Genomic DNA, 22,534 nt, shown 5'->3' on the forward strand with positions numbered 1-22,534 from the left:
CCGACGCAGCGGATGACTACTGCTCACTGAACAGCACCTGCAATCTCGGGGAAGACAAGGAAGGCATCGTCCATGTGATCCACCGACGCCTGAAGTCCGGCGGGGAATGGGAGCGAACCAGCAGCGAATACTGCGCCGCCCCCGGGTCTCAGTCCCCTGAGGATGCCGCCGAAAGAGTCACCGCACCGCCGACCCCGACCGTCACCGCCGAGGATCTGAAGAAGATGCCCATCCAGCCGGGGACCGTGAGCGTCCAGCCCGGCCCCAACACGCTGAAGAACTACCACACCAACATCTACGTCGACAGCCGGCCCCAGGAACTGGAGGTCACCCTGCTGGGGCAACCGGTGCGGGTGCGGGCCACCCCGGTCTCCTACACCTTCGACTACGGCGACGGCACCACCACCGGACCCACCACAGACCCCGGGCGCGCCTTGCCGGAGAACAGCTGGGACACCCCCACCTCGACCTCCCACCAGTACCGGGAGACCGGGGACTACGCCATCGTCATCTCCACCGAGTTCCGCGGGGAGTACCGGGTGGGGGACGGCGAGTGGCAGCCGGTCGAGGGTACCGCGACCCTCCCGTCGCAACCGCAGACGGTGAGCGTGTGGCGGACGAAGTCCGGGTGGGTGAAGGACGGCTGCTCCGCGAACCCCCGCGCCTGGGGCTGCTGAGACCCGGACACCCCACGGGCGGACCTCACTCCGCTTTCCGCCACCCTCCGCTCGCCCGGCCTCACAGCCCGAACCATCGGTATGGCATGGCTCACTCCGGATGCGGTAACCTCGACTCCACCGTGCCGCTCCCCGCGGCGTCGGCACCTGGTCCCAGGAGAAGAAGGAGCGACGATGCTCAAGGGCATGCAGGCCACCACCGGCGAGGACTACCCGCTGAACATCACCACCCTGATCCGGCATGCGGCCCGGAACTTCCCGGACCGGGAGGTGGTGCACCGCGGCAACGACGGCGCCTGGCACCGCTCCACCTACCGCGAGGAATGGCGGCGCCTGGCCCGCATGGCGCACGCGCTGAGCGGTCTGGGGATCGGGCCCGGCGACGTCGTCGGCGTCATGGACTGGAACTCCCGCCGCCACTTCGAGCTGTACTTCGCCGTGCCCGGTCTGGCCGCGGTGATGCTGCAGCTGAACCTGCGCTTGGCCGCCCAGGACCTGCGCTACGTCATCGACCACTCCGGGGCCTCCTGGATCTGCGTGGATGAATCCCTGCTGCCCCTCGCGGAGCAGCACGCCGACGCCGAGAACGTGCGCGGGTGGATCGTCCTCAGCGACCGCCCCGGCTCCCAGGTGAGCACCACCCTCCCCCGCGCCGTCTTCCTCGAGGACCTCATGGCAGACCTGGACGATTCCGCCGACCAGTACCCGTGGGAGCTGATCGACGAGCACTCCGCGGCCTACGCCGGATACACCACCGGCACCACGGGTCGCCCCAAGGGCATCTTCTACTCCCACCGCGCCATGTACCTGCACAGCCTCGCCCTGATCTCGGCCCTGCAGATCGGCCCGGAGGACTGCGTCATGCCGGTGACGCCCATGTTCCATGTGATGTCCTGGGGCTTCCCGCAGGCCTCGTCCGCGGCGGGAGCGAAGGTCGTGCTCCCGGGGCGCTACGGCCTGGACGAGCTGGATTTCCTCGCGGACGCGATGGTCGAGGAGCAGGTGACGGTGGCCAACGGCGCGGCGGCGATCTTCGGGCCCGTGCTGGAGCACATCCGCGGCCTGGAGCAGGCGCCGGACCTGTCCCGGGTGCGACTGGTCTGCGGAGCCACGGAGCCGCCGCTGGCGATGATGAAGGGGTACAAGGAGCTGACCGGCGCGGACGTCGTGCACGCCTACGGCGCCTCGGAGACCTCCCCGGTCGTCACCTACAACTACCGGCTCAAGCCGGGCCTGGAGGATCTGGACGAGGAGCAGCGCTGGGACATCAAGCGCTGCCAGGGCCTGCCCGCGCTCGGCCTGGAGATCAAGATCGCGGATCTGGACGGCAACGAGCTGCCGGCCGACGGCGCCACCAGCGGCGAGCTGCTGGTCCGCGGCCCCTGGGTCACGGTGGACTACCACGACCGGCCCGATGCCGGGGAGAGCTTCCGCGACGGGTGGTGGCGCTCCGGCGACGTCGGGGTGATGCGTCCGGACGGGTACCTGAAGCTCACGGATCGTCTCAAGGACGTCATCAAATCCGGCGGGGAGTGGATCTCCTCGATCGACCTGGAGAACGCGATCCTGGACAACGCCCGAGTCGCGGAGGCCGCGGTGATCGGGGTGCCGCACCCGCGCTGGCAGGAGCGCCCGGTGGCCTACGTCGTCGCCAAGCCGGGGGCCGAGCTCACCGAGGACGCCGTGCTGCAGACCCTGCGCGGGCGCTTCGCGGACTGGCAGCTGCCGGATCGGGTGATCCTGGTGGAGGAGCTGCCCAAGACGTCGGTGGGCAAGCTCAACAAGAAGCTCATGCGGGAGCAGTACGCCGCGTCCTGACGCCCCGCGCCGTCGTCGGCCGCCCCCCGGAGCGGACCGGGACCGGATCGTGCACCGCGAGCCGGATCATCCGGTCCACGCTGCACACAACGGCCCACGACGACGCCGGAACCCGGCAGCACCACCCGCACAGGTCACTCTGGGTGCAGGATGACGCGAACCGTGCGCGACTTCCTGCACCCAGCGTGACCACGGGGTCGGGGGCCAGCGATCAGACCCCCGGACTCAGCCGGACAGGCCGCCGAAGCCGCCGCGGCCCTTGCGGGAGCGGGAGCGGCTGGTGCCGAAGATGCCGCGCACCAGCTCCCGGCCGATCTGGGAGGCCACGTTGGTGCCCACGCGCATCATCGCGTCGTTGCGTTTCTGCCGCTCGCGCTCCTCCTCCTTGCGACGCCGCTCCTCCTCCTTGGCCTGCTCCCGCGCCGCGCGCTCGGCCTCCTTGCGCTCCTGGGCCGACGACGCCGCCCCGGAACCGTCCGCGCCCGTCGCGCCGGAGGCACCAGCCCCGGAAGCACCGGCACCCCCGGCCCCAGCACCCGCGGACCAGGCCCCAGCAGCACCGCCGGGCCCCGCCTGCCCGCTGAGCTTCTCGAAGGCGGAGTAGGAGTCCACGACGGTCGCGTACTTCGGCATCAGCGGGGACGCGGCCACGACGGCGTCGACGGCCTCCGGGGCCGGGCCCATCAGCGAGCGCGGCGCGAACATCCGGGTCCACGCCACCGGGGAGGGCGCCCCGGTCTCGGTCATCACGGTCACCACGGCCTCTCCGATCCCGGCGGAGGTGAGCACCTGCTCCAGGTCGTACCCGGACTTCGGGAAGGTCTTCACGGTCGCGGTCAGGGCCTTCTGATCCTCCGGGGTGAAGGCGCGCAGCGCGTGCTGCACCCGGTTGGCCAGCTGCCCCAGTACCTCGGACGGCAGGTCCTTGGGGGTCTGGGTGATGAAGAAGATGCCCACGCCCTTGGAGCGGATCAGCCGCACGGTCTGGGTGATGGACTCCTTGAAGGCCTTGGAGGCACCGGTGAACAGCAGGTGCGCCTCGTCGAGGAAGAACACCAGCTTGGGCTTGTCCGCGTCCCCGACCTCGGGCAGGTCCTGGAAGAGGTCCGCGAGCAGCCACATGAGGAAGGTGGAGAACAGCTGCGGCTTGGACTGCAGCGTGGACAGCTCCAGCACGGAGATGACCCCGCGCCCGTCCTCGGCGGTGCGCAGGAACTCGGCGGCGTCGAACTCCGGCTCCCCGAAGAACTGGTCCATGCCCTCGGCTTCCAGCCCCACGATCTCGCGCAGGATCACCCCGGCGGTGGCCTTGGACAGCCCGCCCAGCTGCGCCAGGGCCTCCTTGCCCTCGGCGCTGGTCAGGTGCTGGATGACGGCGCGCAGGTCCTCGAGGTTGTACAGCTCCAGGCCCTGCTGGTCCGCCCAGTGGAAGATCAGCTGCAGGCTGGACTCCTGGGTGGCGTTCAGGTCCATGACCCGGGAGAGCAGGAGGGGCCCGAAGGACTGGATGGTCGCGCGGATGGGCACGCCCTTCCCGTCCCCGCCGAGGGAGCAGAACTCGGTGGGGAAGGACGACGCCGTCCACTCCTGACCCAGGGCGGCCGTGCGCGCGGAGAGCTTCTCGTTGGGCTGGCCGGGGGCGGCCAGACCGGAGAGGTCCCCCTTGACGTCCGCGAGGAACACCGGGACTCCGGCGTCGGAGAGCTGCTCGGCCATCAGCTGCAGGGTCTTGGTCTTGCCGGTGCCGGTGGCCCAGGCGATCAGACCGTGCCGGTTCATCATGGACAGAGGCAGGCCGACGACGGCCTCCGGGTGCGGCTGGCCCTCGCTCATCGCCGCGCCGAGGCGCAGGGTGGGGCCGTCGAATCGGTAGCCGCTGCTGATCTGGGCCAGCTGTTCCTCGTGTGTCATGGGGCCCACAGTACCCGGCGTCGGCCCCGGAACGTCCGGTGGATGCGCAGCATCGCCACAGGTGCATCCCAGGATGCGTCCCTACAGTGGAGAGCACCTCAAAGGTGCGAGTGATTGATGGGGAACGGCCCCGGTCCGATGCGGACCGGGGCCGTTCTTTGCCCAGACGACCTTCCCTGACCGACGTTCCACCGCCCGGGAAGGGGTGACGCCGCGAGTCCCCGCCCTCTGCGCCCGCGCGCGGGCTTGGTATCTTGAGGGCATCGACCCATCCACCGCCGGAGGCATCCCTTGTCCCTGAACGCCGAAGAGCGCAGGACCACCAGCGAGGAGCTGCGCGCCAACCTGCTCCTGTCCGACCTGTCCGAGACCGAGGTCCTGGACACCCTCGACCTCACCCCCAGCCAGCTGGAGCGGATCCTGGACGTCTCCCCCGAGGCCGACCCGGCCGACGTCTGGCTGGTGCGCGACTTCATCCTGCAGACCCTCGAAGGCCAGTCCCGCGAGCCGCGGCCCTTCACCGTGCTCACCGAGCAGGCCCGCACCGACGCGCAGCGCTGGTTCGGCCTGCACGAGGTCCCGCCGACGCCGCAGGCCAGCCCCGAGTAGGCCGCGCCGCAGGCCCACACCCCCTGCGAAACACCTGGTCAACACGCAGAGGGAACTCAGGGAAACCTCAGCATCGATCCGTACGGTAGGAACTACCTCAAAGGTGCGAGTGATTGATGGGGAACGGCCCCGGTCCGATGCGGACCGGGGCCGTTCTTCTTAACCACCCGCGCCCACTCCCGCAAGAACGGAGCCCCCATGACTCGCATCGCCGTCGCCGGCGCGTCCGGCGCCATCGGAACCCTCGTCCTGCGCGACGCCGCCCAGGCCGGGCTGGACACGGTCTCCCTGGACCGCGCCCACGGCATCGACCTGCTCACCGGAGAGGGGCTGGCCGCGGCCCTGGAGGGAGTCACGGCCGTCATCGACGTCTCCCAGGTCGCCCCGCCCGACCATGAGAACCCCACCGGCCCGATCCTGCGCGCCGCAGGCCACCTGCTCGAGGCCGCCCAGGCCGCCGGCGTCCGGCGTCTGGTCATGCTCTCCATCAACGGCGTGCAGGACGAGGGGCTGCAGCAGTTCCCCTTCTACGCCGCCCGCGCCGCCCAGGAGGAGCTGGTGGGCCGGTCCCCGGTGGAGCACCTGATCGTGCGCAGCGCCCAGTGGTTCGAGTTCGGCATGAATCCCGCGGCGGTCACCGAGGAGCAGGACCGGGTGCGAGCGCAGGACTGGGCGATCCAGCCGCTGGCCGCCGCCTCCGTCGCCAGCTTCCTGGTGGAGGCGGCCCAGGGCCAGCATGGCGCCGGCATGGTCACTCTGGCCGGCCCGGATCGGATGCGCCTGCCCGAGCTCACGGAGCGCACGCTGCGGGCCCGCGGAGACCGGCGGCCCGTGCACGCCGAGGATCCGGTCCTTCCGGGGCTGGGCGACGGCACCCTGCACGCGCCGTCCGACGCCCGCATCCTGGGGCCGGGGCTCGCGCAGTGGCTGGAAGGATGATCGCCAGAGACGCTTAGAGTCATATTGACAATAACCTCGCTTTCCGGCCGTCTCGCGGGTAGTGTCCTGGGCCATGACCACCACGCGCACCCGCACCGAGCGGCTCGACGAGCTGCCCCTGACCCGCAAGCACACCCGCCTGCTCACCGGCTCCGGCATCGGCTGGGCCCTGGACGCGATGGACGTCGGCCTGATCTCCTTCATCATGGCCGCGCTGACTGCCCAGTGGGGCCTGACCCCCACCGAGGCTTCCTGGCTGGGTTCCATCGGCTTCATCGGGATGGCCCTGGGCGCCACCCTGGGCGGGCTGCTCGCCGACCGCTTCGGGCGCCGCCAGATCTTCGCGACCACCCTGCTCGTCTACGGGCTGGCCACCGGCGCCTCCGCGCTGTCCACCGGTCTGGCGATGCTCATGGCGCTGCGCTTCCTGGTCGGGCTGGGCCTGGGCGCGGAGCTGCCGGTGGCCTCGACCCTGGTCTCCGAGTTCGCCCCGCGGCGGATCCGCGGCCGGATGGTCGTGCTGCTGGAGGCCTTCTGGGCGGTGGGCTGGCTGGCCGCGGCCTGCATCGGCGCCTTCGTGGTGGGCGCCTCCCCGGAGGGCTGGCGGTGGGCCCTGGCCTTGGGGTGCCTGCCCGCGGTCTACGCACTGATCGTGCGCCTGGGGCTGCCGGAATCCGTGCGCTTCCTGGAATCCCGGGGGCGGCACGAGGAGGCCGAGAGGGTGGTCCGCTCCTTCGAGGAGGCCGCGGAGCACTCCGGGAAGACCGGTGCCGCGGGTGCGGCCGACGGCGCGGGTGCGGCCGAGACCACGGGTCGGGCCGCCGCGGGTGCGGCGAGTGCGGCCGACGCCGGGACCCGAGCCGGGACCGCCGGTGCCGCGGATGCGGCGGGGGCCAGCGCGGGTGCGGCCGACGGCGCGGCGTCGCCCTCGGGGTCGGCGGCCGCCCGCACGACGTCGGACTCCGCCCCCGAGCCGAGCGGCGGCCTCGGAATCTGGTCCGCGCAGCTGCGGGGACGCACCGCGGCCCTGTGGACCGTGTGGTTCTGCATCAATCTGTCGTACTACGGGGCGTTCATCTGGATCCCGTCCCTGCTGCACGCGCAGGGCTTCACCCTGGTCAAGTCCTTCACCTTCACCCTGATCATCACGCTGGCCCAGCTGCCCGGCTACGCCACGGCGGCGTGGCTGATCGAGCGGTGGGGACGCCGGATCACGCTGGCCGTGTTCCTGGCGGGCTCCGCGGCGGCGGCGATCGGCTACGGGCTGTCCACCTCGGAGACGGCGATCATCGTGTGCGGCTGCCTGCTGTCCTTCTTCAACCTGGGAGCCTGGGGCGCGCTGTACGCGATCGGCCCGGAGCTGTACCCGACGACGGTGCGCGGGGCCGGAACGGGGGCCGCGGCCGGATTCGGTCGGATCGCCTCGATCATCGCGCCGCTGATCGTGCCGCCGCTGGTGGCCCTCGGCGGGCACGTGCTGCTGTTCGGGGTCTTCGCCGCGGCCTTCGCGGTGGCCGCCGCCGCGGCCTTCACCCTCCCGGAGCAGCGCGGGCGCGCCCTGACGGAGGGGTGAGTCGCGGCGGACCCAGACCCGGAGCGACGCCGCCCCGAACGCGAAAAGACCGGCCCCCGGTTCAGTGCTGCCACTGGCTCGGGGGCCGGTCTGCTCGGCGGAGGATGGGGGATTTGAACCCCCGAGGGCGTGAACCCAACACGCGTTCCAGGCGTGCGCCATAGGCCGCTAGGCGAATCCTCCAGGCGTCGCTTGCATCCATGCGGTCAGGGCCGCACGACATGCTCACGAAAGCGAACGGATACGAGCCTACACAACCGCTCCGGAGGCTGACAACCCAACTCAATCACGGGTGGCGCAGAACACCGACCCAGGGCGGGTCCGCGGTGTGACACCCGCGCGGGGCCTCCGCTAAGCTGGCACCAGCCCCTCGCGTGGCGTCATCGTGGAAAACTCCCCCAGGGCCGGAAGGCAGCAAGGGTATCTGCGCTCTGACGGGTGCGCGAGGGGTCTTCTCGTCTCCGCCGTCCCCCTCCACAGACCCGCGGACGCCGTTCGATCTGTCAGTCCCAGCCGTTAGTGTTGTTCGCGTGAGCACCGCACTGTACCGCCGTTACCGCCCGGAGACGTTCGCCGACGTCATCGGGCAAGAGCACGTCACCGAGCCCCTGATGACGGCGTTGCGGAACAACCGCGTCAACCACGCCTACCTCTTCTCCGGGCCGCGCGGCTGCGGCAAGACCACCTCCGCGCGCATCCTGGCCCGCTGCCTCAACTGCGCCGAGGGCCCCACCCCCACCCCGTGCGGGCACTGCGAGTCCTGCCGGGACCTCGCCCGGGACGGCGCGGGCTCGCTGGACGTCATCGAGATGGACGCCGCCTCCCACGGCGGCGTGGACCACGCCCGTGACCTGCGCGAACGCGCGACCTTCGCCCCCGTGCGGGACCGGTACAAGATCTTTATCATCGACGAGGCGCACATGGTCACCCGCGAGGGGTTCAACGCGCTGCTGAAGATCGTCGAGGAGCCGCCGGAGCACATCAAATTCGTCTTCGCGACCACCGAGCCGGCCAAGGTCCTCGGCACCATCCGCTCCCGCACCCACCACTACCCCTTCCGCCTGGTCCCCCCGGAGACCCTGCGCACCTATCTGGCGCACCTGTGCGAGCAGGAGGGCATCGCCGTCGAGCAGGGGGTGCTGCCGCTGGTGGTGCGCGCCGGAGGAGGGTCCGTGCGGGATTCGCTGTCCGTGCTGGATCAGCTGATGGGCGGCTCCGGGTCGGAGGGCATCACCTACGACCTCGCCGTCGCCCTGCTGGGCTTCACCCACGCCGAGCTGCTGGACGGGGTGGTGGACGCCTTCGCCGCGGGGGACGCTCCGGCCGTCTTCCAGGCCGTGGACCGGGTGATCAGCACCGGGCAGGATCCGCGCCGGTTCGTGGAGGATCTGCTGGAGCGGTTCCGGGACCTCATCATCGTCCGGGCCGCTCCCGACGCCGCGGCCTCGATCCTGCACGGGCTCTCCGAGGACCAGGTGGATCGGATGCGCGGGCAGGCCCAGCAGCTGGGGGCCGCGGAGCTGTCCCGGGCCGCGGACATCACCAACGCCGCCCTGACCGAGATGACCGGGGCCACCACCCCTCAGCTGCACCTGGAGCTGCTGTGCGCCCGGATCCTGCTGCCGACCGCGGATGATTCCACCCGCGGGGTCGGGGCCCGGGTGGATCGGCTGGAGCGGCGGATCAACCTGGGCACGGTCGGCGCGGTGGCGGCCCCGCTGCGCCAGGATCCGGCCGCCCTGACCACCCCGGAGACCCCCGCCGAGCACGCGGCCGCCCAGGCGGCGGGCACCGAGGAGGGGCCCGAGCGCTCCGACGGCTCAGCGGCTGAGGGTATGGCGGCGGCCCCGGACGGTCGCGAGGCCGCGCTGGCGATGGCCCGGCGGAACCGTCCCGTCCCGCCGGGGCAGCAGACCGGGGACGAGGACGCCGGAGCCGATGCCGTCGATTCCCGCCGGGTCGAGGCCGGCAGGACGGGGAACGACGCCGCCGGGAACGACGCCGCCGAACCCTCCGGCGCCCCATCGCCTGCGGCCGACCAGCACCCGGAGGCCCCCGAACGGGAGACCTCGGCATCGCACATGGCGGAGGACGCCGGACAATACCAGCCGCAGCCCACGGCCCCGGCCGACGCCGGCCAGGTCACCATGATCCAGCGCTCCTGGGCCGATGTGGTGGCCGCCGTCGGCAGCCGCTCCAAGGTGGGCCAGGCGACCTTCCGGGAATGCCAGCCCTCCCGCTTCGAGGACGGCGTCCTGTACGTCTCCTCCCGCGGGCCAGGGATCCAGTCCCGGGTGCAGCGCTACGCCGGTGCCCTGTCCGAGGCGCTGCAGGAGGTCCTGGGGATCTCCTGCCAGGTGGCCGTGGACGGCGGCCCCGGGCCCTCCGACGGCGGCGGGCGCGGCCCGCAGGGGCCGTCCGGGCCTGGCGGGCCCGGTGGATCTGGAGGGCCCGGTGCGCCCGGTGGATCCGGTAGGGGACCGGGCGGCCCCGCGTCGTCGTCGCCCGCTCGCGGACAGAGCGAACAGGACGGACAGCGCGGACACGGCGGGGCCTCCTTCGCGGGTGCCCCCGGCCGCGGACCGGAGCGCTCCGGCCACGCCGCGTCCACCGCGCGCGCGGAGGAGCCGGAGTGGCCGGATGAGGATCAGTGGGAGCGGGCTGCCCAGCAGGCCCTCCGGGAGCGCCCCGCCGCGTCCTCCGCGGGTCGGGCACCCGATGAGTCGGGGCGCCCGCGCGTCACCCCGGATCTGCCCCAGGGCCCGCGGGCCGAGGAGGAGGCCTGGCGTCGTCACGGGGAACCGGCCGAGGGCGGGGCCCCTGCCTGGTCCGAGGATGCCGAGGGCGAGGACTTCGGCAGCTGGGAGGTCGCCGCGATCCCCGGTGACGGTCCCGAGCAGGCCGAGGCTACTCAGGACACCGCTTCGCAGCGTTCGGCTCCGGAGGTCGCGGAGGGGCAGCGTCCCGCGCGTCCCGCCCCGGTGCCCTCCCAGGGCTCGCCCGATCCGCGCACCCCGCCCACCGGCAGCCTGAGCGTGGTCCCCTCTCCGCAGGAGCCCGGTGAGGCCCCCGCGGATTCCGGCGACCCCGGACAGCACCCCGCGCCGGATGCGACGGTCGATCCCACCCAGGAAGCCGCGCCCGACCACGCCCCGACGAACCACGCTGCTCCGACTTCCGACGCCCACCCGGCCGACCCCGGCGCGTCGTCCCCCGGGGCTTCGTCGAGCGGATCTGAGACGGAAGAGGCCGGGCCGGCACACGACTGGTCTGTGGCCGCCCGACGCGCCGGCGCCCCGGGCGAACCGGTGGACGGGCGCCGCAGCGGCTGGGGGTACGCCGGGCCCGATGACGGCTCCGCACGGCACCCGTCCCAGTGGGGCGAGCGCGCCCCGCACCTGGTCGAGATCCCCGGCGGCGCGGGCGCACCCGGCGGCGGGGCCTCCTCCCGCCATCTGCGCGCCGTCCCCGACGACGCCGCCTCCAGCGCCCCCTCCAGCAGCCCGGCCGACGGGCAGGCGCCCCCGGACACTGGTCCCGCCGGCCCGGAGGGGCACGCGCCGTCGACTCCGCCCACCGAACCCGCCGGGCCCGCCCGGGATCAGCCGCACCGGTCCTTCCGGGAGCGCCACGCCGCGGCCATCGCCGCCGGGGCTCGCTCCCACGGGGGCCCCGGCGTCGACTCGCAGGCCCCGGAGCCGCCCGAGGACTGGGAGGACTTCGCCCCGACCCCGGAGGATGAGGACCTGGAGGACTCGGCGATGTACGGTCAGGCGGCGGTCGAGACCCTGCTCGGCGGCCGGGTGATCGAGGAGCGGCCCCACCAGGCGCGCTGATCCCGACCGCCACCCACCAACCACCGCACCGGAGCGCTGAATCCGGTGCCCCCGCGAGAATGAGGAGCCGTGTACCAAGGCGCAGTCCAGGATCTGATCGATGAGCTCGGCCGTCTGCCGGGGGTGGGCCCGAAGTCCGCCCAGCGCATCGCCTTCCACATCCTCAACTCCCCGGCCGAGGAGATGGAGAAGCTCTCCGCGGCCATCACCACCGTGAAGCGGAAGGTCTCCTTCTGCGAGATCTGCGGCAACATCTCCGAGACCCCCAAGTGCTCGATCTGCCGCGACGCCCGCCGGGACACCTCCCTGATCTGCGTGGTCGAGGAGCCGAAGGACGTCTCCGCGATCGAGCGCACCGGCAGCTTCGACGGCCGGTACCACGTGCTCGGCGGCTCCATCAATCCGATGCAGGGCATCGGCCCGGAGCAGCTGCGCATCCGCCAGCTCGTCACCCGCCTGGCCGACGAGAACGTCCAGGAGATCATCCTGGCGATGGACCCCAACCTGGAGGGCGAGGCCACCGCGACCTACCTCTCCCGTCTGCTCAACCCCATCGGCGTCACGGTCTCCCGCTTGGCCTCCGGGCTGCCCGTGGGCGGGGACCTGGAGTACGCGGATGAGATCACATTGGGCCGGGCCCTGGAGGGCCGTCGCATCCTCACCGCCGGGATGCGCCGGGCCGCGGAGGAGGCGCGGCTGGCCGACGAGGAGGACGCCGAGGACTTCGCCGCGAACCCCGAAGCCTCGGACCACAACACCGACGACGACGGCTCAGAAAGCTCTGGGAGCTCCGAGGAGCCCGGTGAGGGCGAACCCGAACGGGGCGGTGCGGGCTCGGAGGCCTCCCCCGAGGTGCCCGCGCGCCGCTACCCGACGCCCCGGCGCGGCGAGCGCTTCGCCAATCCCTGGGCGGACTGAGGAGCCTCGAGCGGGCAGCGGGGCGCACGGAATGCCCGGCGCCCCGGCCCGGGGCGTCGGGCGCTCACCGCTTCCTGGTCCAGTAGCCCTTCGCGTGCATCGAGCGCTTGTCCAGCCCCCACTGCTCCAGTAGGAGCCGACGCACCGGGCGCAGGGCGGCGCTCTCCCCGGCAAGCCACGCGAACGCGGGGCCCTCGGGAACGGGCATCCGCTCCACGACCTCCAGGGCCGTGCGACCGGCCAGCACCTCCGCCCGGTCCGGCACCCCTGTGTTCGCCCGCGCGTCGGCCTCCGGGCTCGCTCCTCGGCTCGCCGCCCCGTCCCCGTCCCCAGGTCGGCCGTCCGCAGACTCCCCGTCCGCAGACTGGCCGTCCGGACCGTCCTCGCCCGGCACCAGCCACGTCAGGCGCACCCCGGCGGGGGCTGAGAGGTCCTGGACGGAGTCCGGGCCGGGCACCTCGAGGATCACCCGCCCGACGGCGTCGGCGGGCAGCTGCTCCAGCCAGCGAGCGATGCCGGGCAGGCCCGTCTCATCCCCCACCATGAGCAAGAAGCGCCCCGGCTCCGGGGCCTCGCGGCCGCTCTTGGGTCCCAGCAGGTGCACCGGATCCCCCGGGGCGAGCGCCTGCGCCCACCGGCTGCCGGGGCCCTGACCGTGGGCCACCACGGCGATCTCCACCGTCCCGAGCCCGGGATCCACCCGGCGCACCGTGTACTTGCGGGTCAGCGGGGCGGGCTTGGCCCAGCGCGGCTTGCCGCCGGTGAGGTCGGGCTCGGGCACCCGGCCGGTCTCCGGATCCGGCAGCACCACGCGCACGGTCTCCCCCACCGCGTGCCGGGTGGGGAATCCGGGCAGGCCCTCCACCACCACCCGCGTCATCGTGGGGCTGAGCCGCTCGACGACGCGCGCCCGGCCCACGCGATAGCGCGGGGCCCGCTCCTGCCGCCCCGTCTCCTGCGTGCCCTGCTTCCGGTGGTCCCGTCCGCCCATGCGCGATGCCGTCCTCTTTCCGCTTCCTGCGCCGCAGTCATGCCATCCGCCGCGGTCCGCATCGTGGGACACCGGATGCGAAGCGGCGTCCTCCTGTGCGGGAGGATACCCTGGGACGGGCGGCCACGCGCCCCACCACCCGCCCTGCCCCGCCCCGGGGGCGCCGGGCCAGCAGGACGAGAACGAGGACGGGAGCACCCATGAGTCTGATCGTGCAGAAGTTCGGCGGGTCCTCCGTGGCCGATGCCGAGGGCGTCAAGCGCGTCGCCCGGCGCATCGGGGACACGAGGGCCGCCGGGGACGACGTCGTCGTGGTGGTCTCCGCGATGGGCGACACCACGGACGATCTGCTGGATCTTGCCTACGAGGTCTCCTCCTTCCGGGGGCCCAGCCGCGAGCTAGACATGCTGCTGACCGCCGGGGAGCGGATCTCCATGGCTGTGCTGGCCATGGCCGTGCGGGAGCTGGGCATCCCCGCGCAGTCCTTCACCGGCTCCCAGGCCGGGATGATCACCGACGGCATCCACGGCGCGGCCCGCCTGGTGGAGGTCAACCCGGATCGGATCCGGGAGTCCGTGCAGGCCGGTAACGTCGCGATCGTCGCCGGCTTCCAGGGCATGAACCGGCAGACCCGGGACATCACGACCCTGGGCCGGGGCGGTTCGGACACGACGGCGGTGGCCCTGGCCGCGGCCCTGGACGCGGACGTGTGCGAGATCTACTCGGACGTGGACGGGGTGTTCACCGCGGATCCGCGGATCGTGCCCACCGCGCACAAGCTGGACGAGGTCTCCAGCGAGGAGATGCTGGAGCTGGCCGCCAACGGGGCGAAGATCCTGCACCTGCGCAGCGTGGAGTACGCCCGGCGCTTCGGGCTGAAGCTCCACGTCCGCTCGTCCTTCAGTACCCTGGAGGGGACCTGGGTGATCCCGAGCCCCACCGACGCCGACTCCCGTGACCTGACGAAGGAGATCCCCTTGGAACAGCCCCTCATCTCCGGTGTGGCCCACGACCGCTCGCAGGCGAAGGTCACGATCGTCGGCGTCCCTGACGTGCCCGGCTACGCCGCGAAGATCTTCGGCAGCCTCAACGACGCCGAGGTCAACCTGGACATGATCGTGCAGAACGTGTCCACCAAGTCCGCCAAGCGCACGGACATCTCCGTGACCCTGCCGCAGGATCAGGGGGACACGGCCCTGCAGGTGCTGCGTCGCGTCCAGGAGGAGGTGGGCTTCGAGGACGTGCAGTACGACGACCGGATCGGCAAGCTCTCCCTGGTGGGTGCGGGCATGAAGTCCAACCCGGGGGTCTCCTTCCAGTTCTTCAAGGCCCTGTCCAACGCCGGGGTGAACATCGACATGATCTCCACCTCGGAGATCCGCATCTCCGTGATCACCCGCCTGGATCTGCTCGACGACGCCGTGCGCGCGGTGCACAGCGCCTTCGACCTGGACCGGGAGGGCGAGGCCACCGTCTACGGCGGCACCGGCCGCTGAGGATGCGCCTGCTCGACGCCGCCCGGTGGCGCGCGCTGGCCGCGGAGCACGGACAGCGTGCGGATCGGCACGGGCAGCCCTTCGTAGATCGTCGCAGCCGGGGCGAGAAGCACCCGGTGGAGGACTTCCTGTTCACCTACTACACCCTGTCCCCCGGGCAGCTGCGCCGCTGGCATCCCGGGGCCGGGGTGATCCTGCTGGACGCCGCCGAGCGTCGAGACTGGAAGCACTACCGGCCCGCCGTCGAGGACGAGCTGCGCGCCGCCGGGCTGGAGACCGATGCCGCCCGGGACATCGCCGCGGCCGGCACCGCGGTGACCGTGGACGTCGAGGGATTCCTGTCCCAGCGGCAGCGCACGGTGGAGTTCGTCCGGGATCTGCTCTCCCGCACGCTGGCGAAGCCGGGATCCTTCGGGTGCTTCGGGCTGCACGAGTGGGCGATGGCCTACCGCTCCGAGGTCAACGGGCATCGGCACGAGTACCTGGACCTGCGGCTGGGCGCGGCGGGCACGGATGAGGTGGTGGAGGGGCATCGGATCACGTGCACGCACTTCGACGCCTTCCGCTTCTTCCAGCCGCAGGCCGTCCCGCTGAACACGATCCAGCCCTCCCGTCGGACGCAGCGGGAGATGGAGCAGCTCGGGTGCCTGCACGCGAACATGGACGTGTACAAGTGGGCGTACAAGCTGCTGCCCCTGGTGGATTCGGATCTGCTGCTGGAGGCCTTCGAGCTGTCGCGGGAGATCCGGGAGATGGACATGCGCGCGGCCCCCTACGACCTGGCGGATTGGGGATACGCGCCGATCCGCATCGAGACCGCGGAGGGCAAGCGGGAGTACGCGCGGCTGCAGCGGGCCTTCGCGGAGCGCTCCCAGCACCTGCGGGAGCGCCTCACCTCTCTCCTCCGCACAACGGGAGATCCTTCCCATATCGGGACCGCACACGTCCCGGAATGAGAGGGATCTCCCGTTTTGCGGGGGTGGGTTCAGCGACGGTGTCGGGAGAGCAGCAGCCAGCCGATCAGCCCGGCGGGGGCGGCGAACAGCACGGTGGAGATCGCCACCGTCACGGAGGTGTCGGCTTCGCCGGCCTCCAGGACGTGGCGAGACCACTCGGGATCGAACATCGCGCCCACGGCAGCGCCGCAGTTGAACAGGAAGTGCAGCAGGATCACCGCGCCGGTGCTGCGTGCGGGTTCGCAGCCATACCGCGCCGAGCAGCAGGCCCAGCAGAGCCGCGTAGACCACCTGCCCGAGCACGGGCACCAGGGCGCCGGGGTTGTGGATGAGGTTGAGCAGGTGGGCCAACCCGAAGATCACCGCGGGCAGGGCGACGACGCCGCGCGGACCCATCCTGCCGGTGGCCAGCAGCGCCCCGGCCAGCATCGCGAGGACCCCGGCGCGGAAGAACAGCTCCTCGACGGCGGCGGTGCCCAGCTGCCCGAGAACTGTGTCGAGGGCCGCCAGCGGCGGGGCGGAGAATCCCCCCGCCCTGGGCGGTCCAGGACAGGGCGCTCAGGACCAGGACGAGCGCGCCGGCGGCCGGCATGTACCAGCCGAGCAGCAGCCCGCGCCCCATCCGCCCTGGGCGCAGGGCCTGCGGGAGGAGCCCGAGGGCCCGGAGCAGGACCACGGCGGTGGTCAGGGGGATCAGGGTGCCGATGGGGTCCGCCCAGGTGCCCAGCGGCAGGGCCGCGGCGGCCAGGCCCGCCAGCCATAGGCTCACTCCGAAGCCGGCGACCAGCAGCAGCACGGCGGGCAGGGGGCGGCATCGCGCGGTCGCGAAGGGGAGATCGGTCACGGGTCTTCCTCTCAGGGATCGGACAAAAGCGCGAATGATTATCATGTGCAATCCTGGGGAGAACCTGGGACTCCCGCCCCCTTCCGCAAAACTGGAGATCCTTCCCATCTCGGGACCGCACACGCCCCGGAAGGAGAGGGATCTCCCGTTGTGCGGTGAGGAGGAGGGGTGGGGTGAGGCATGGCTATCCTGAACGGGTGACCTCCTCACCGCCCATCGTCGACGACGCCGCCCCCGCGAGCGCCCCGGGGCGGCTGCGCAGCCTGCACCTGTGGTTCCCGCTGGCGCTGCTCGCGGTCATCCTCATCTGCGCGGTGGCCAGCCTCATGGTCGGCGGCCGAGCCAATACGATCGCCCAGGCTTGGGAGCGCATCCCGGACGCCCTGACCTACGCGGGGGACCCGCAGCGCGTGCCCGCCTCTCGCAGCGGCGACGAGCTCGTCGTCGTCATGGGGCTGCTGCGGCTGCCGCGCACCGTGCTGGCCCTGCTGGTCGGCGCGGCCCTGGGTGCGGCCGGCACGGTCATCCAGGGGCACACCCGCAACCCGCTGACGGACCCCGGGATCCTCGGGATCAACGCCGGGGCTGCCGCGGCCGTCGTGCTCTCCCTCGTGTTCGGCTGGACCGATTCGCCCACCGGGTACGTGTGGCCCGCGCTGATCGGCTGCGCGCTGGTCACCGCCGCGGTGTTCGCCCTGTCCTCCACGGGGTCCACGGCCGCCAACCCGCTGAGCATCGTGCTGGCCGGGGCCGCCCTGTCGGCGATCCTCATGGCCGTGGTCAATGCCCTGGTGCTCTCCGACGACGACGCCCTGGAGGGTCTGCGCCAGTGGGCCACCGGCTCGGTGGCCGGGCGGGATCTGGACGTGGCGTGGGTGGTGCTGCCGATCATCCTGGTGGGTCTCGTCCTGGCCTGCGCGCAGGGCTCGGCCCTGAATCTGCTGGCCCTCGGGGAGACCGTGGCCCGCTCGCTGGGGCTGGCCACCACCCGCTGGCGGGTCCTCGGCCTGCTCAGCGTGGCGCTGCTGGGCGGGGCGGCCACCGCGGCCGCCGGGCCCGTGGCCTTCGTGGGGCTGGCCGCCCCGCACATCGTGCGCGCCGTCGTCGGGCCGGACTACCGCCTGGTGGTGCCCTACGCGGCGCTGCTCGGCGCGGCCCTGGCCCTGGCGGTGGACGTGCTGGGGCGGATCATCGCCCGCCCCGGGGAGCTGCAGATGGGCATCGTCATGGCCCTGGTCGGCGTGCCGTTCTTCGTCATCCTGATCCGCCGGGGGAAGGTGCAGGCCCTGTGAGCGCGTCCCGCATCCCCCAGACTCACATCACCCAGCCCCGAACCGCCGGCTCCCGCGAGACCAGCACCGCCGACGCCGGGACCGCCCGCGCCGACCTGGGCCTCCGGGCCGTACGCCTCGGGCCGCTCTCCGCGGTGCTGCGCCCGCGGCGCATCGTCGTCGCCGTGGTCCTGATCCTGGTGACCGTGCTCGTGTTCGCCGCGAACCTGGGGCGCGGGGACTTCCCCATGAGCGTGCCGGACGTGCTGCGCACCCTCGCCGGGGGCGGGACCCGGCTGGAGGAGACCATCGTGTTCCGGTGGCGCCTGGGCCGGGCCGTGGTGGGCCTGGCGGTGGGCGCGGCCCTGGCCTTCTCCGGGGCGCTGACCCAGTCCGTGGCCCGCAACCCCCTGGCCAGCCCGGACGTCCTGGGCATCACCAACGGCGCCTCGGTGGCCGCGGTCTTCGTCATCACCGTCTCCGGCACGCACGGGCTGTTCGGCGACGCCGCGGTCTTCGGCCGGGATGTGCTCGGGGTGCCCGTGGTCGCGATCATCGGCTCCGTGCTGACCGCCGCCCTGGTGTGGTGGGTGGCCGGGAAGGACCGCGGCTCGATGCTGCGGCTGGTGCTGATCGGGGTGGGCGCGTCCATGTTCCTCAACGCGATCTCCACCTGGCTGATGGCCGGGACCACCCTGGATCAGGCCGCCGAGGCCCGGCTGTGGCTGACCGGTTCGCTGAACGGACGCGGCTGGGACCAGGCGTGGGCCCCGCTGATCTGCTCCCTGGCCGCCCTGGCCCTGGCCGGGGGGCTGGCCTTCCAGCTGGCGGGGCTCTCCCTCGGCCCGGAGATCGCCCACGGGCTGGGCCACCGCCTCCGGGTCGCGCAGGCGAGCCAGCTGCTGGTCGCCGTCGTGCTGGCCGCGGTGGCGGTCTCCGCGGCCGGGCCGATCCCCTTCGTCGCCTTCGTGGCCCCGCAGATCGCCCAGCGGATCACCGGGGCGGCCACCCCGCCGCTGTGGTGCTCGGCCCTGACCGGGATGCTGCTGGTCAGCGCGGCGGACCTCGTGGCCCGCACGGTGCTGCCGTGGGAGCTGCCCCTGGGCATCGTGACCGCCGTGTGCGGCGCCCCCGTGCTGATCTGGCTGGTGCTGAAGATGAACCGAAAGGCCTCCGCATGACCCCGTTCCGCGACCGCACCTCCCGCCGCGCGATCCCGCCGCAGACGCCGAGCATCGCCCCGGACCCGACGGCGGAGACCCCGGCGGGAGCCCCCGCCTCCCCGTCCGAGGCGCCCGCCGCCCGGATCACCGCGCGCGGGCTGACCGTGGGCTACGGGCAGGACCCGGTGCTGCGGGACCTGGACCTGCAGATCCCGGCGGACCGGGTGACCACCCTGATCGGCCCCAACGGCTGCGGGAAGTCCACCCTGCTGAAGTCCCTGTGCGACCTGCTGCCCTTCAGCGGCGAGGTCCTGCTGGAGGGGCGCAGCATCCGGGAGCTGAAGGGGGTGCGCCGGGCCCGGCGCCTGACCCTGCTGCCCCAGTCCCCCACCGCCCCGGAGGGGCTCACCGTGGCGGGGCTGGTCGCCCGCGGTCGGCACCCGTACCAGTCCTGGCTGGCGCAGTGGTCCGCCCGGGACGACGACGTCGTGCGCGACGCGCTGGAGGCCACCGGCCTGCTGGGCCTGGCGCACCGGCCCATCGCGGCGCTGTCCGGCGGGCAGCGCCAGCGGGTGTGGATCGCGATGGCCCTGGCCCAGGACACCCCCACCCTGCTGCTGGATGAGCCGACCACCTACCTGGATCTGGCCTACAGCATCGAGGTGCTCTCCCTGGTGCGCCGGCTGAGGCAGGAGCGCGGCAAGACGGTGGTCATGGTACTGCACGACCTCAACCTGGCGATCCGCCACTCGGATCACCTGGTGGCCCTGGCCGGCGGTGCGGTGGCCGCCCAAGGCTCCCCGGAGGAGATCATCACCCCGGAGCTGCTGGAGGAGGTCTTCGGGCTGAAGGCGCTGGTGGTGGCGGACCCGGTGACCGGCGGCCCGCTGGTGGTCCCGGCCTGAGCCGGTGCGAAGCTCCGGCACCGGGCCCCGACATCGGGCCCCGGCCCGGCGTCGGCGGGACGCGCTTCACATCCGGGTGAGGCTCTCCTAAGCTGATGGGGAGCCGGACGACGCCGACGGCCCCGCCGTCGCCCCTCCGGCCTGGAGCACACCCGCCCGTCCCCGACCCGAGGAGACCGCACCGTGACCCCGACCAAGACCCCGCTGCGCCGCCTGCTGGCGGCCCTGATCTTCGCCCTGTGCGGCGTCTTCGCGCTCAGCGCCTGCGGCTCCGGCGACGGCAGCTCCGAGGACTCCTCGGATTCCGCCAGCGCCTCGGCCTCCTCCGGGGACTGGCCGCGCACCATCAAGGACGACAACGGCGATGAGGTGACCATCGACTCCCAGCCGAAGAGCATCGTCTCCACCTCCGTGACCCTGACCGGCCCCCTGCTGGCCGCAGACGCCCCGGTCAAGGCCACCGGCATCACCCAGGCCAACACCCCCGTCTCGGATGACAAGGGCTTCTTCACCCAGTGGGGCGACGTCGCCGAGCAGCGCGGCGTCAAGGCGCTGAGCGGCATCACCACCAAGCCGGAGGAGGTCGCGGCGGAGAACCCGGACCTGATCATCGTGTCCAAGACCGGCCAGGACTCCGCGATGGAGCAGCTGGACCAGCTCAAGGAGATCGGCGCCCCGGTGTTCGTGGTGGACTACGCGGACAAAGACTGGCAGGACGTGACCGAGAAGCTCGGTGAGGTGACCGGCCACGAGCAGCAGGCCGAGGACGTCGTGAAGAAGTACGAGGACAAGCTCGCCGAGGTCAAGGACGCCATCGAGCTGCCCGAGCAGCCCACCACGGCCCTGAACTACAACCCCAGCCGCGACGGCTCCGGCTCCAAGGCCAACATCTGGACCGACAAGTCCGCCCAGGGCCGGATGCTCAAGGAACTCGGCTTCGAGCTGACCACCGTGCCCGATGACGCCAAGTCCGGCAGCTCCCAGATGGGCGGCCAGCGCGAGGACATCGTGCCGGTGGACAGCGAGAACCTCTCCAAGGCCATCACCGGCAAGACCGCGGTGATCTTCAACGCCGACGAGAAGAAGGTCCAGGCCTTCGAGAAGGACCAGCTCGTCGCCGACACGGACGCCGTGAAGGACAGCCGCGTCTACGCGATGGGTCTGGACTCCTTCCGCCTGGACTACTACTCCGCGGGCAACGTCCTGGACGTCATCGAGAAGGAGTTCGGCAAGTAGCCGACGCCGCGGGATCCGCGAGCCCCCGCCGGGTGCGGACCTGCGCACCGCCTCGGGCCCCTCTCCCGGTGGGAGAGGGGCCCGAGCCCATATCCCCGAAGGCCGGCGCGGGCCAGGTGCCCGCGTTCGGCCGCCATCGCCTCGAACCACGGAGGAGAACCACCCCATGAGCCTCTCGCGCCGCTCACTCATCGCCTCCGGAGCCGCCGGCCTCGCGGGCCTGGCCTTGTCCGCCTGCGGGCGCACGGGCGGGCAGGCCGGGCCCAGCGCCGGATCCTCGGAGGGCCCCGAGTCCCCGTCCGCCTCCGCCTCCTCGGCCAGCCAGGCCCCCGGCGTCGCCCTGCAGGACATCAGCACGGTCCCGCACCTGTTCTTCCACTCCCTGGTGGCCGATCCCCAGCGGGCCTTCGACGGCGATGACCAGCAGGCCGGGTACCTGGACTACATGGTCACCATCCCGGAGTTCCGGAAGATCATCGCCGAGCTGCACCGACGCGACTTCCAGCTGGTGACCCCGCACCAGCTGCTGCGCGCCGAGGCCGACGGCCGGGTCACGACGCTGCACCCGGAGATCACCCGCGGGAAGAAGCCGCTGATCCTGTCCTTCGACGACCTCTCCTACTACGAGTACATGGACGGGGACGGGTTCGCGCAGAACGTCACGCTGCACGACGGGGAGCTGACCTGCACGTACACCGACGCCGCGGGGAAGACCACCACCGGGGAGTACGACTACGTGCCGATCCTGGAGCGCTTCGTGGCCGAGCACCCGGAGTTCTCCCACGCCGGGGCGAAGGGCACCGTGGCCCTGACCGGGTACAACGGGATCCTGGGCTACCGCACCTCCGAGATCTCCTACGGCCAGGAGAACCGGAACATCCGCCGGGACCAGGAGACGGCCCGGACGGTCGCCCAGGCCATGAAGGACCGCGGCTGGGAGTTCGCCAGCCACTCCTGGGGGCACCTGAACTTCACCCAGGAGGGCGTGGCCAACCTGGAGGCGGACACGCGGAAGTGGAAGGCGGAGGTGGAGCCGCTGGTGGGCCCCACGGACCTGCTGATCTACCCGTTCGGCGCGGACATCGCCGGGGTCGAGCCGTACACGGACGCCAACCCCAAGGTCCGGATGCTCACCCAGCAGGGCTTCCACGCCTTCTTCAACGTGGACGCCTCCCAGGTGGCCTGGTGGCAGATCCAGCCGACCACGATCCGCGCCAACCGCATCAACGTGGACGGGATCTCCCTGAAGGCCGCCATCGACGGGGACAACGACGTGCTGCAGCACTTCTTCGATCCGCGGGCGGTGCTGGACCCGGCCCGCCCGGCGTCCATCGCCGGCTCCTGAGCGCCGGCGCCGTCGCGGTGGTGTACCGCACGCGACCCCCGGGTAG

Annotated in this window: 17 protein-coding genes, 1 tRNA gene, 1 other RNA gene and 1 pseudogene; 15 read left to right on the forward strand and 5 right to left on the reverse strand. The window is 72.4% G+C overall.

Annotation, left to right across the window (positions count from 1 at the left end; genetic code table 11):
- Positions 1-74: 74 nt before the first annotated feature.
- Both I6G21_RS02750 and I6G21_RS02755 read left to right on the forward strand, forming a co-directional pair.
- Complete coding sequence (locus tag I6G21_RS02750; protein ID WP_129357657.1) at positions 75-677, forward strand: hypothetical protein; 603 nt, start codon at positions 75-77, stop codon at positions 675-677.
- A gap of 174 nt (positions 678-851) precedes the next feature.
- Positions 852-2,495, forward strand: a complete 1,644-nt coding sequence (locus I6G21_RS02755) for a long-chain-fatty-acid--CoA ligase (protein WP_058730574.1) — start codon at positions 852-854, stop codon at positions 2,493-2,495.
- Between the two features lie 225 nt (positions 2,496-2,720).
- Here the strand turns inward: I6G21_RS02755 and I6G21_RS02760 are convergent, their stop codons facing one another.
- Positions 2,721-4,406, reverse strand: coding sequence for a helicase HerA-like domain-containing protein (locus I6G21_RS02760; protein ID WP_061225675.1), 1,686 nt, complete (start codon positions 4,404-4,406; stop codon positions 2,721-2,723).
- Between the two features lie 291 nt (positions 4,407-4,697).
- Between I6G21_RS02760 and I6G21_RS02765 the strand changes: the two genes are divergently transcribed.
- The 3 genes from I6G21_RS02765 to I6G21_RS02775 all read left to right on the forward strand — a co-directional run bounded on the left by I6G21_RS02765 (position 4,698) and on the right by I6G21_RS02775 (position 7,527).
- On the forward strand, positions 4,698-5,015 hold the full coding sequence (locus I6G21_RS02765) for a DUF2316 family protein (protein WP_058730576.1): 318 nt from the start codon (positions 4,698-4,700) through the stop codon (positions 5,013-5,015).
- Positions 5,016-5,213: 198 nt separating this feature from the next.
- Positions 5,214-5,954 carry an SDR family oxidoreductase gene (locus I6G21_RS02770; RefSeq protein WP_058730577.1) on the forward strand — a complete coding sequence of 247 codons (741 nt, stop codon included), beginning with the start codon at positions 5,214-5,216 and terminating at the stop codon, positions 5,952-5,954.
- A gap of 73 nt (positions 5,955-6,027) precedes the next feature.
- Entirely contained in the window at positions 6,028-7,527 is a 1,500-nt protein-coding gene (locus I6G21_RS02775; RefSeq protein WP_129357656.1) for an MFS transporter, read from the forward strand.
- Positions 7,528-7,625: 98 nt separating this feature from the next.
- Here I6G21_RS02775 and I6G21_RS02780 read toward each other — a convergent pair.
- A tRNA-Ser gene (locus tag I6G21_RS02780) sits at positions 7,626-7,710 on the reverse strand.
- Between the two features lie 178 nt (positions 7,711-7,888).
- Here I6G21_RS02780 and ffs point away from each other — a divergent pair.
- The 3 genes from ffs to recR all read left to right on the forward strand — a co-directional run bounded on the left by ffs (position 7,889) and on the right by recR (position 12,281).
- Positions 7,889-7,985, forward strand: an RNA gene (ffs, locus tag I6G21_RS02785) — signal recognition particle sRNA small type.
- Between the two features lie 72 nt (positions 7,986-8,057).
- Positions 8,058-11,363 (forward strand): DNA polymerase III subunit gamma and tau, encoded by a 3,306-nt coding sequence (locus I6G21_RS02790; RefSeq protein WP_129357655.1) that lies wholly within the window; start codon positions 8,058-8,060, stop codon positions 11,361-11,363.
- Between the two features lie 69 nt (positions 11,364-11,432).
- Positions 11,433-12,281, forward strand: a complete 849-nt coding sequence (recR, locus tag I6G21_RS02795) for a recombination mediator RecR (RefSeq protein ID WP_081101635.1) — start codon at positions 11,433-11,435, stop codon at positions 12,279-12,281.
- Between the two features lie 64 nt (positions 12,282-12,345).
- On the opposite strand, the gene I6G21_RS02800 is transcribed toward recR, so the two are convergent.
- Positions 12,346-13,272 carry a siderophore-interacting protein gene (locus I6G21_RS02800; protein ID WP_129357654.1) on the reverse strand — a complete coding sequence of 309 codons (927 nt, stop codon included), beginning with the start codon at positions 13,270-13,272 and terminating at the stop codon, positions 12,346-12,348.
- A gap of 200 nt (positions 13,273-13,472) precedes the next feature.
- On the opposite strand from I6G21_RS02800, the gene I6G21_RS02805 reads away from it, so the two are divergent.
- Together I6G21_RS02805 and I6G21_RS02810 are read left to right on the forward strand one after the other, a co-directional pair.
- Positions 13,473-14,768, forward strand: coding sequence for an aspartate kinase (locus I6G21_RS02805; RefSeq protein ID WP_129357653.1), 1,296 nt, complete (start codon positions 13,473-13,475; stop codon positions 14,766-14,768).
- A gap of 2 nt (positions 14,769-14,770) precedes the next feature.
- Positions 14,771-15,724, forward strand: a complete 954-nt coding sequence (locus tag I6G21_RS02810) for a 3-methyladenine DNA glycosylase (protein WP_129357652.1) — start codon at positions 14,771-14,773, stop codon at positions 15,722-15,724.
- 29 nt (positions 15,725-15,753) lie between these two features.
- Here I6G21_RS02810 and I6G21_RS02815 read toward each other — a convergent pair whose 3' ends face one another.
- Both I6G21_RS02815 and I6G21_RS10880 read right to left on the reverse strand, forming a co-directional pair.
- Complete coding sequence (locus tag I6G21_RS02815) at positions 15,754-15,942, reverse strand: hypothetical protein (protein WP_061225680.1); 189 nt, start codon at positions 15,940-15,942, stop codon at positions 15,754-15,756.
- A gap of 28 nt (positions 15,943-15,970) precedes the next feature.
- Positions 15,971-16,234, reverse strand: a pseudogene (locus I6G21_RS10880) (CPBP family glutamic-type intramembrane protease); the annotation flags it as partial.
- Positions 16,235-16,765: 531 nt separating this feature from the next.
- Between I6G21_RS10880 and I6G21_RS02825 the strand changes: the two are divergent.
- The 5 genes from I6G21_RS02825 to I6G21_RS02845 all read left to right on the forward strand — a co-directional run bounded on the left by I6G21_RS02825 (position 16,766) and on the right by I6G21_RS02845 (position 22,488).
- Positions 16,766-17,860, forward strand: coding sequence for a FecCD family ABC transporter permease (locus I6G21_RS02825; protein WP_232238497.1), 1,095 nt, complete (start codon positions 16,766-16,768; stop codon positions 17,858-17,860).
- Positions 17,857-19,020, forward strand: a complete 1,164-nt coding sequence (locus tag I6G21_RS02830) for a FecCD family ABC transporter permease (RefSeq protein ID WP_129357651.1) — start codon at positions 17,857-17,859, stop codon at positions 19,018-19,020. Before I6G21_RS02825 ends, I6G21_RS02830 begins: the two co-directional genes overlap by 4 nt.
- A complete protein-coding gene (locus I6G21_RS02835; RefSeq protein ID WP_100464833.1) occupies positions 19,017-19,907 on the forward strand; it encodes an ABC transporter ATP-binding protein in 891 nt (296 codons plus the stop codon). The genes I6G21_RS02830 and I6G21_RS02835 overlap by 4 nt, the downstream gene beginning before the upstream one ends.
- 183 nt (positions 19,908-20,090) lie before the next feature.
- The gene (gene fepB, locus I6G21_RS02840; RefSeq protein WP_165869979.1) at positions 20,091-21,143 is read left to right on the forward strand and encodes a Fe2+-enterobactin ABC transporter substrate-binding protein; all 1,053 of its coding nucleotides are present in this window, start codon (positions 20,091-20,093) and stop codon (positions 21,141-21,143) included.
- A 166-nt stretch (positions 21,144-21,309) separates the two neighbouring features.
- Positions 21,310-22,488, forward strand: a complete 1,179-nt coding sequence (locus I6G21_RS02845; protein WP_129357649.1) for a polysaccharide deacetylase family protein — start codon at positions 21,310-21,312, stop codon at positions 22,486-22,488.
- The last annotated feature ends 46 nt before the right edge of the window (positions 22,489-22,534 follow it).

It is taken from the genome of Rothia kristinae (genome assembly GCF_016028855.1).
GTDB lineage: Bacteria > Actinomycetota > Actinomycetes > Actinomycetales > Micrococcaceae > Rothia > Rothia kristinae.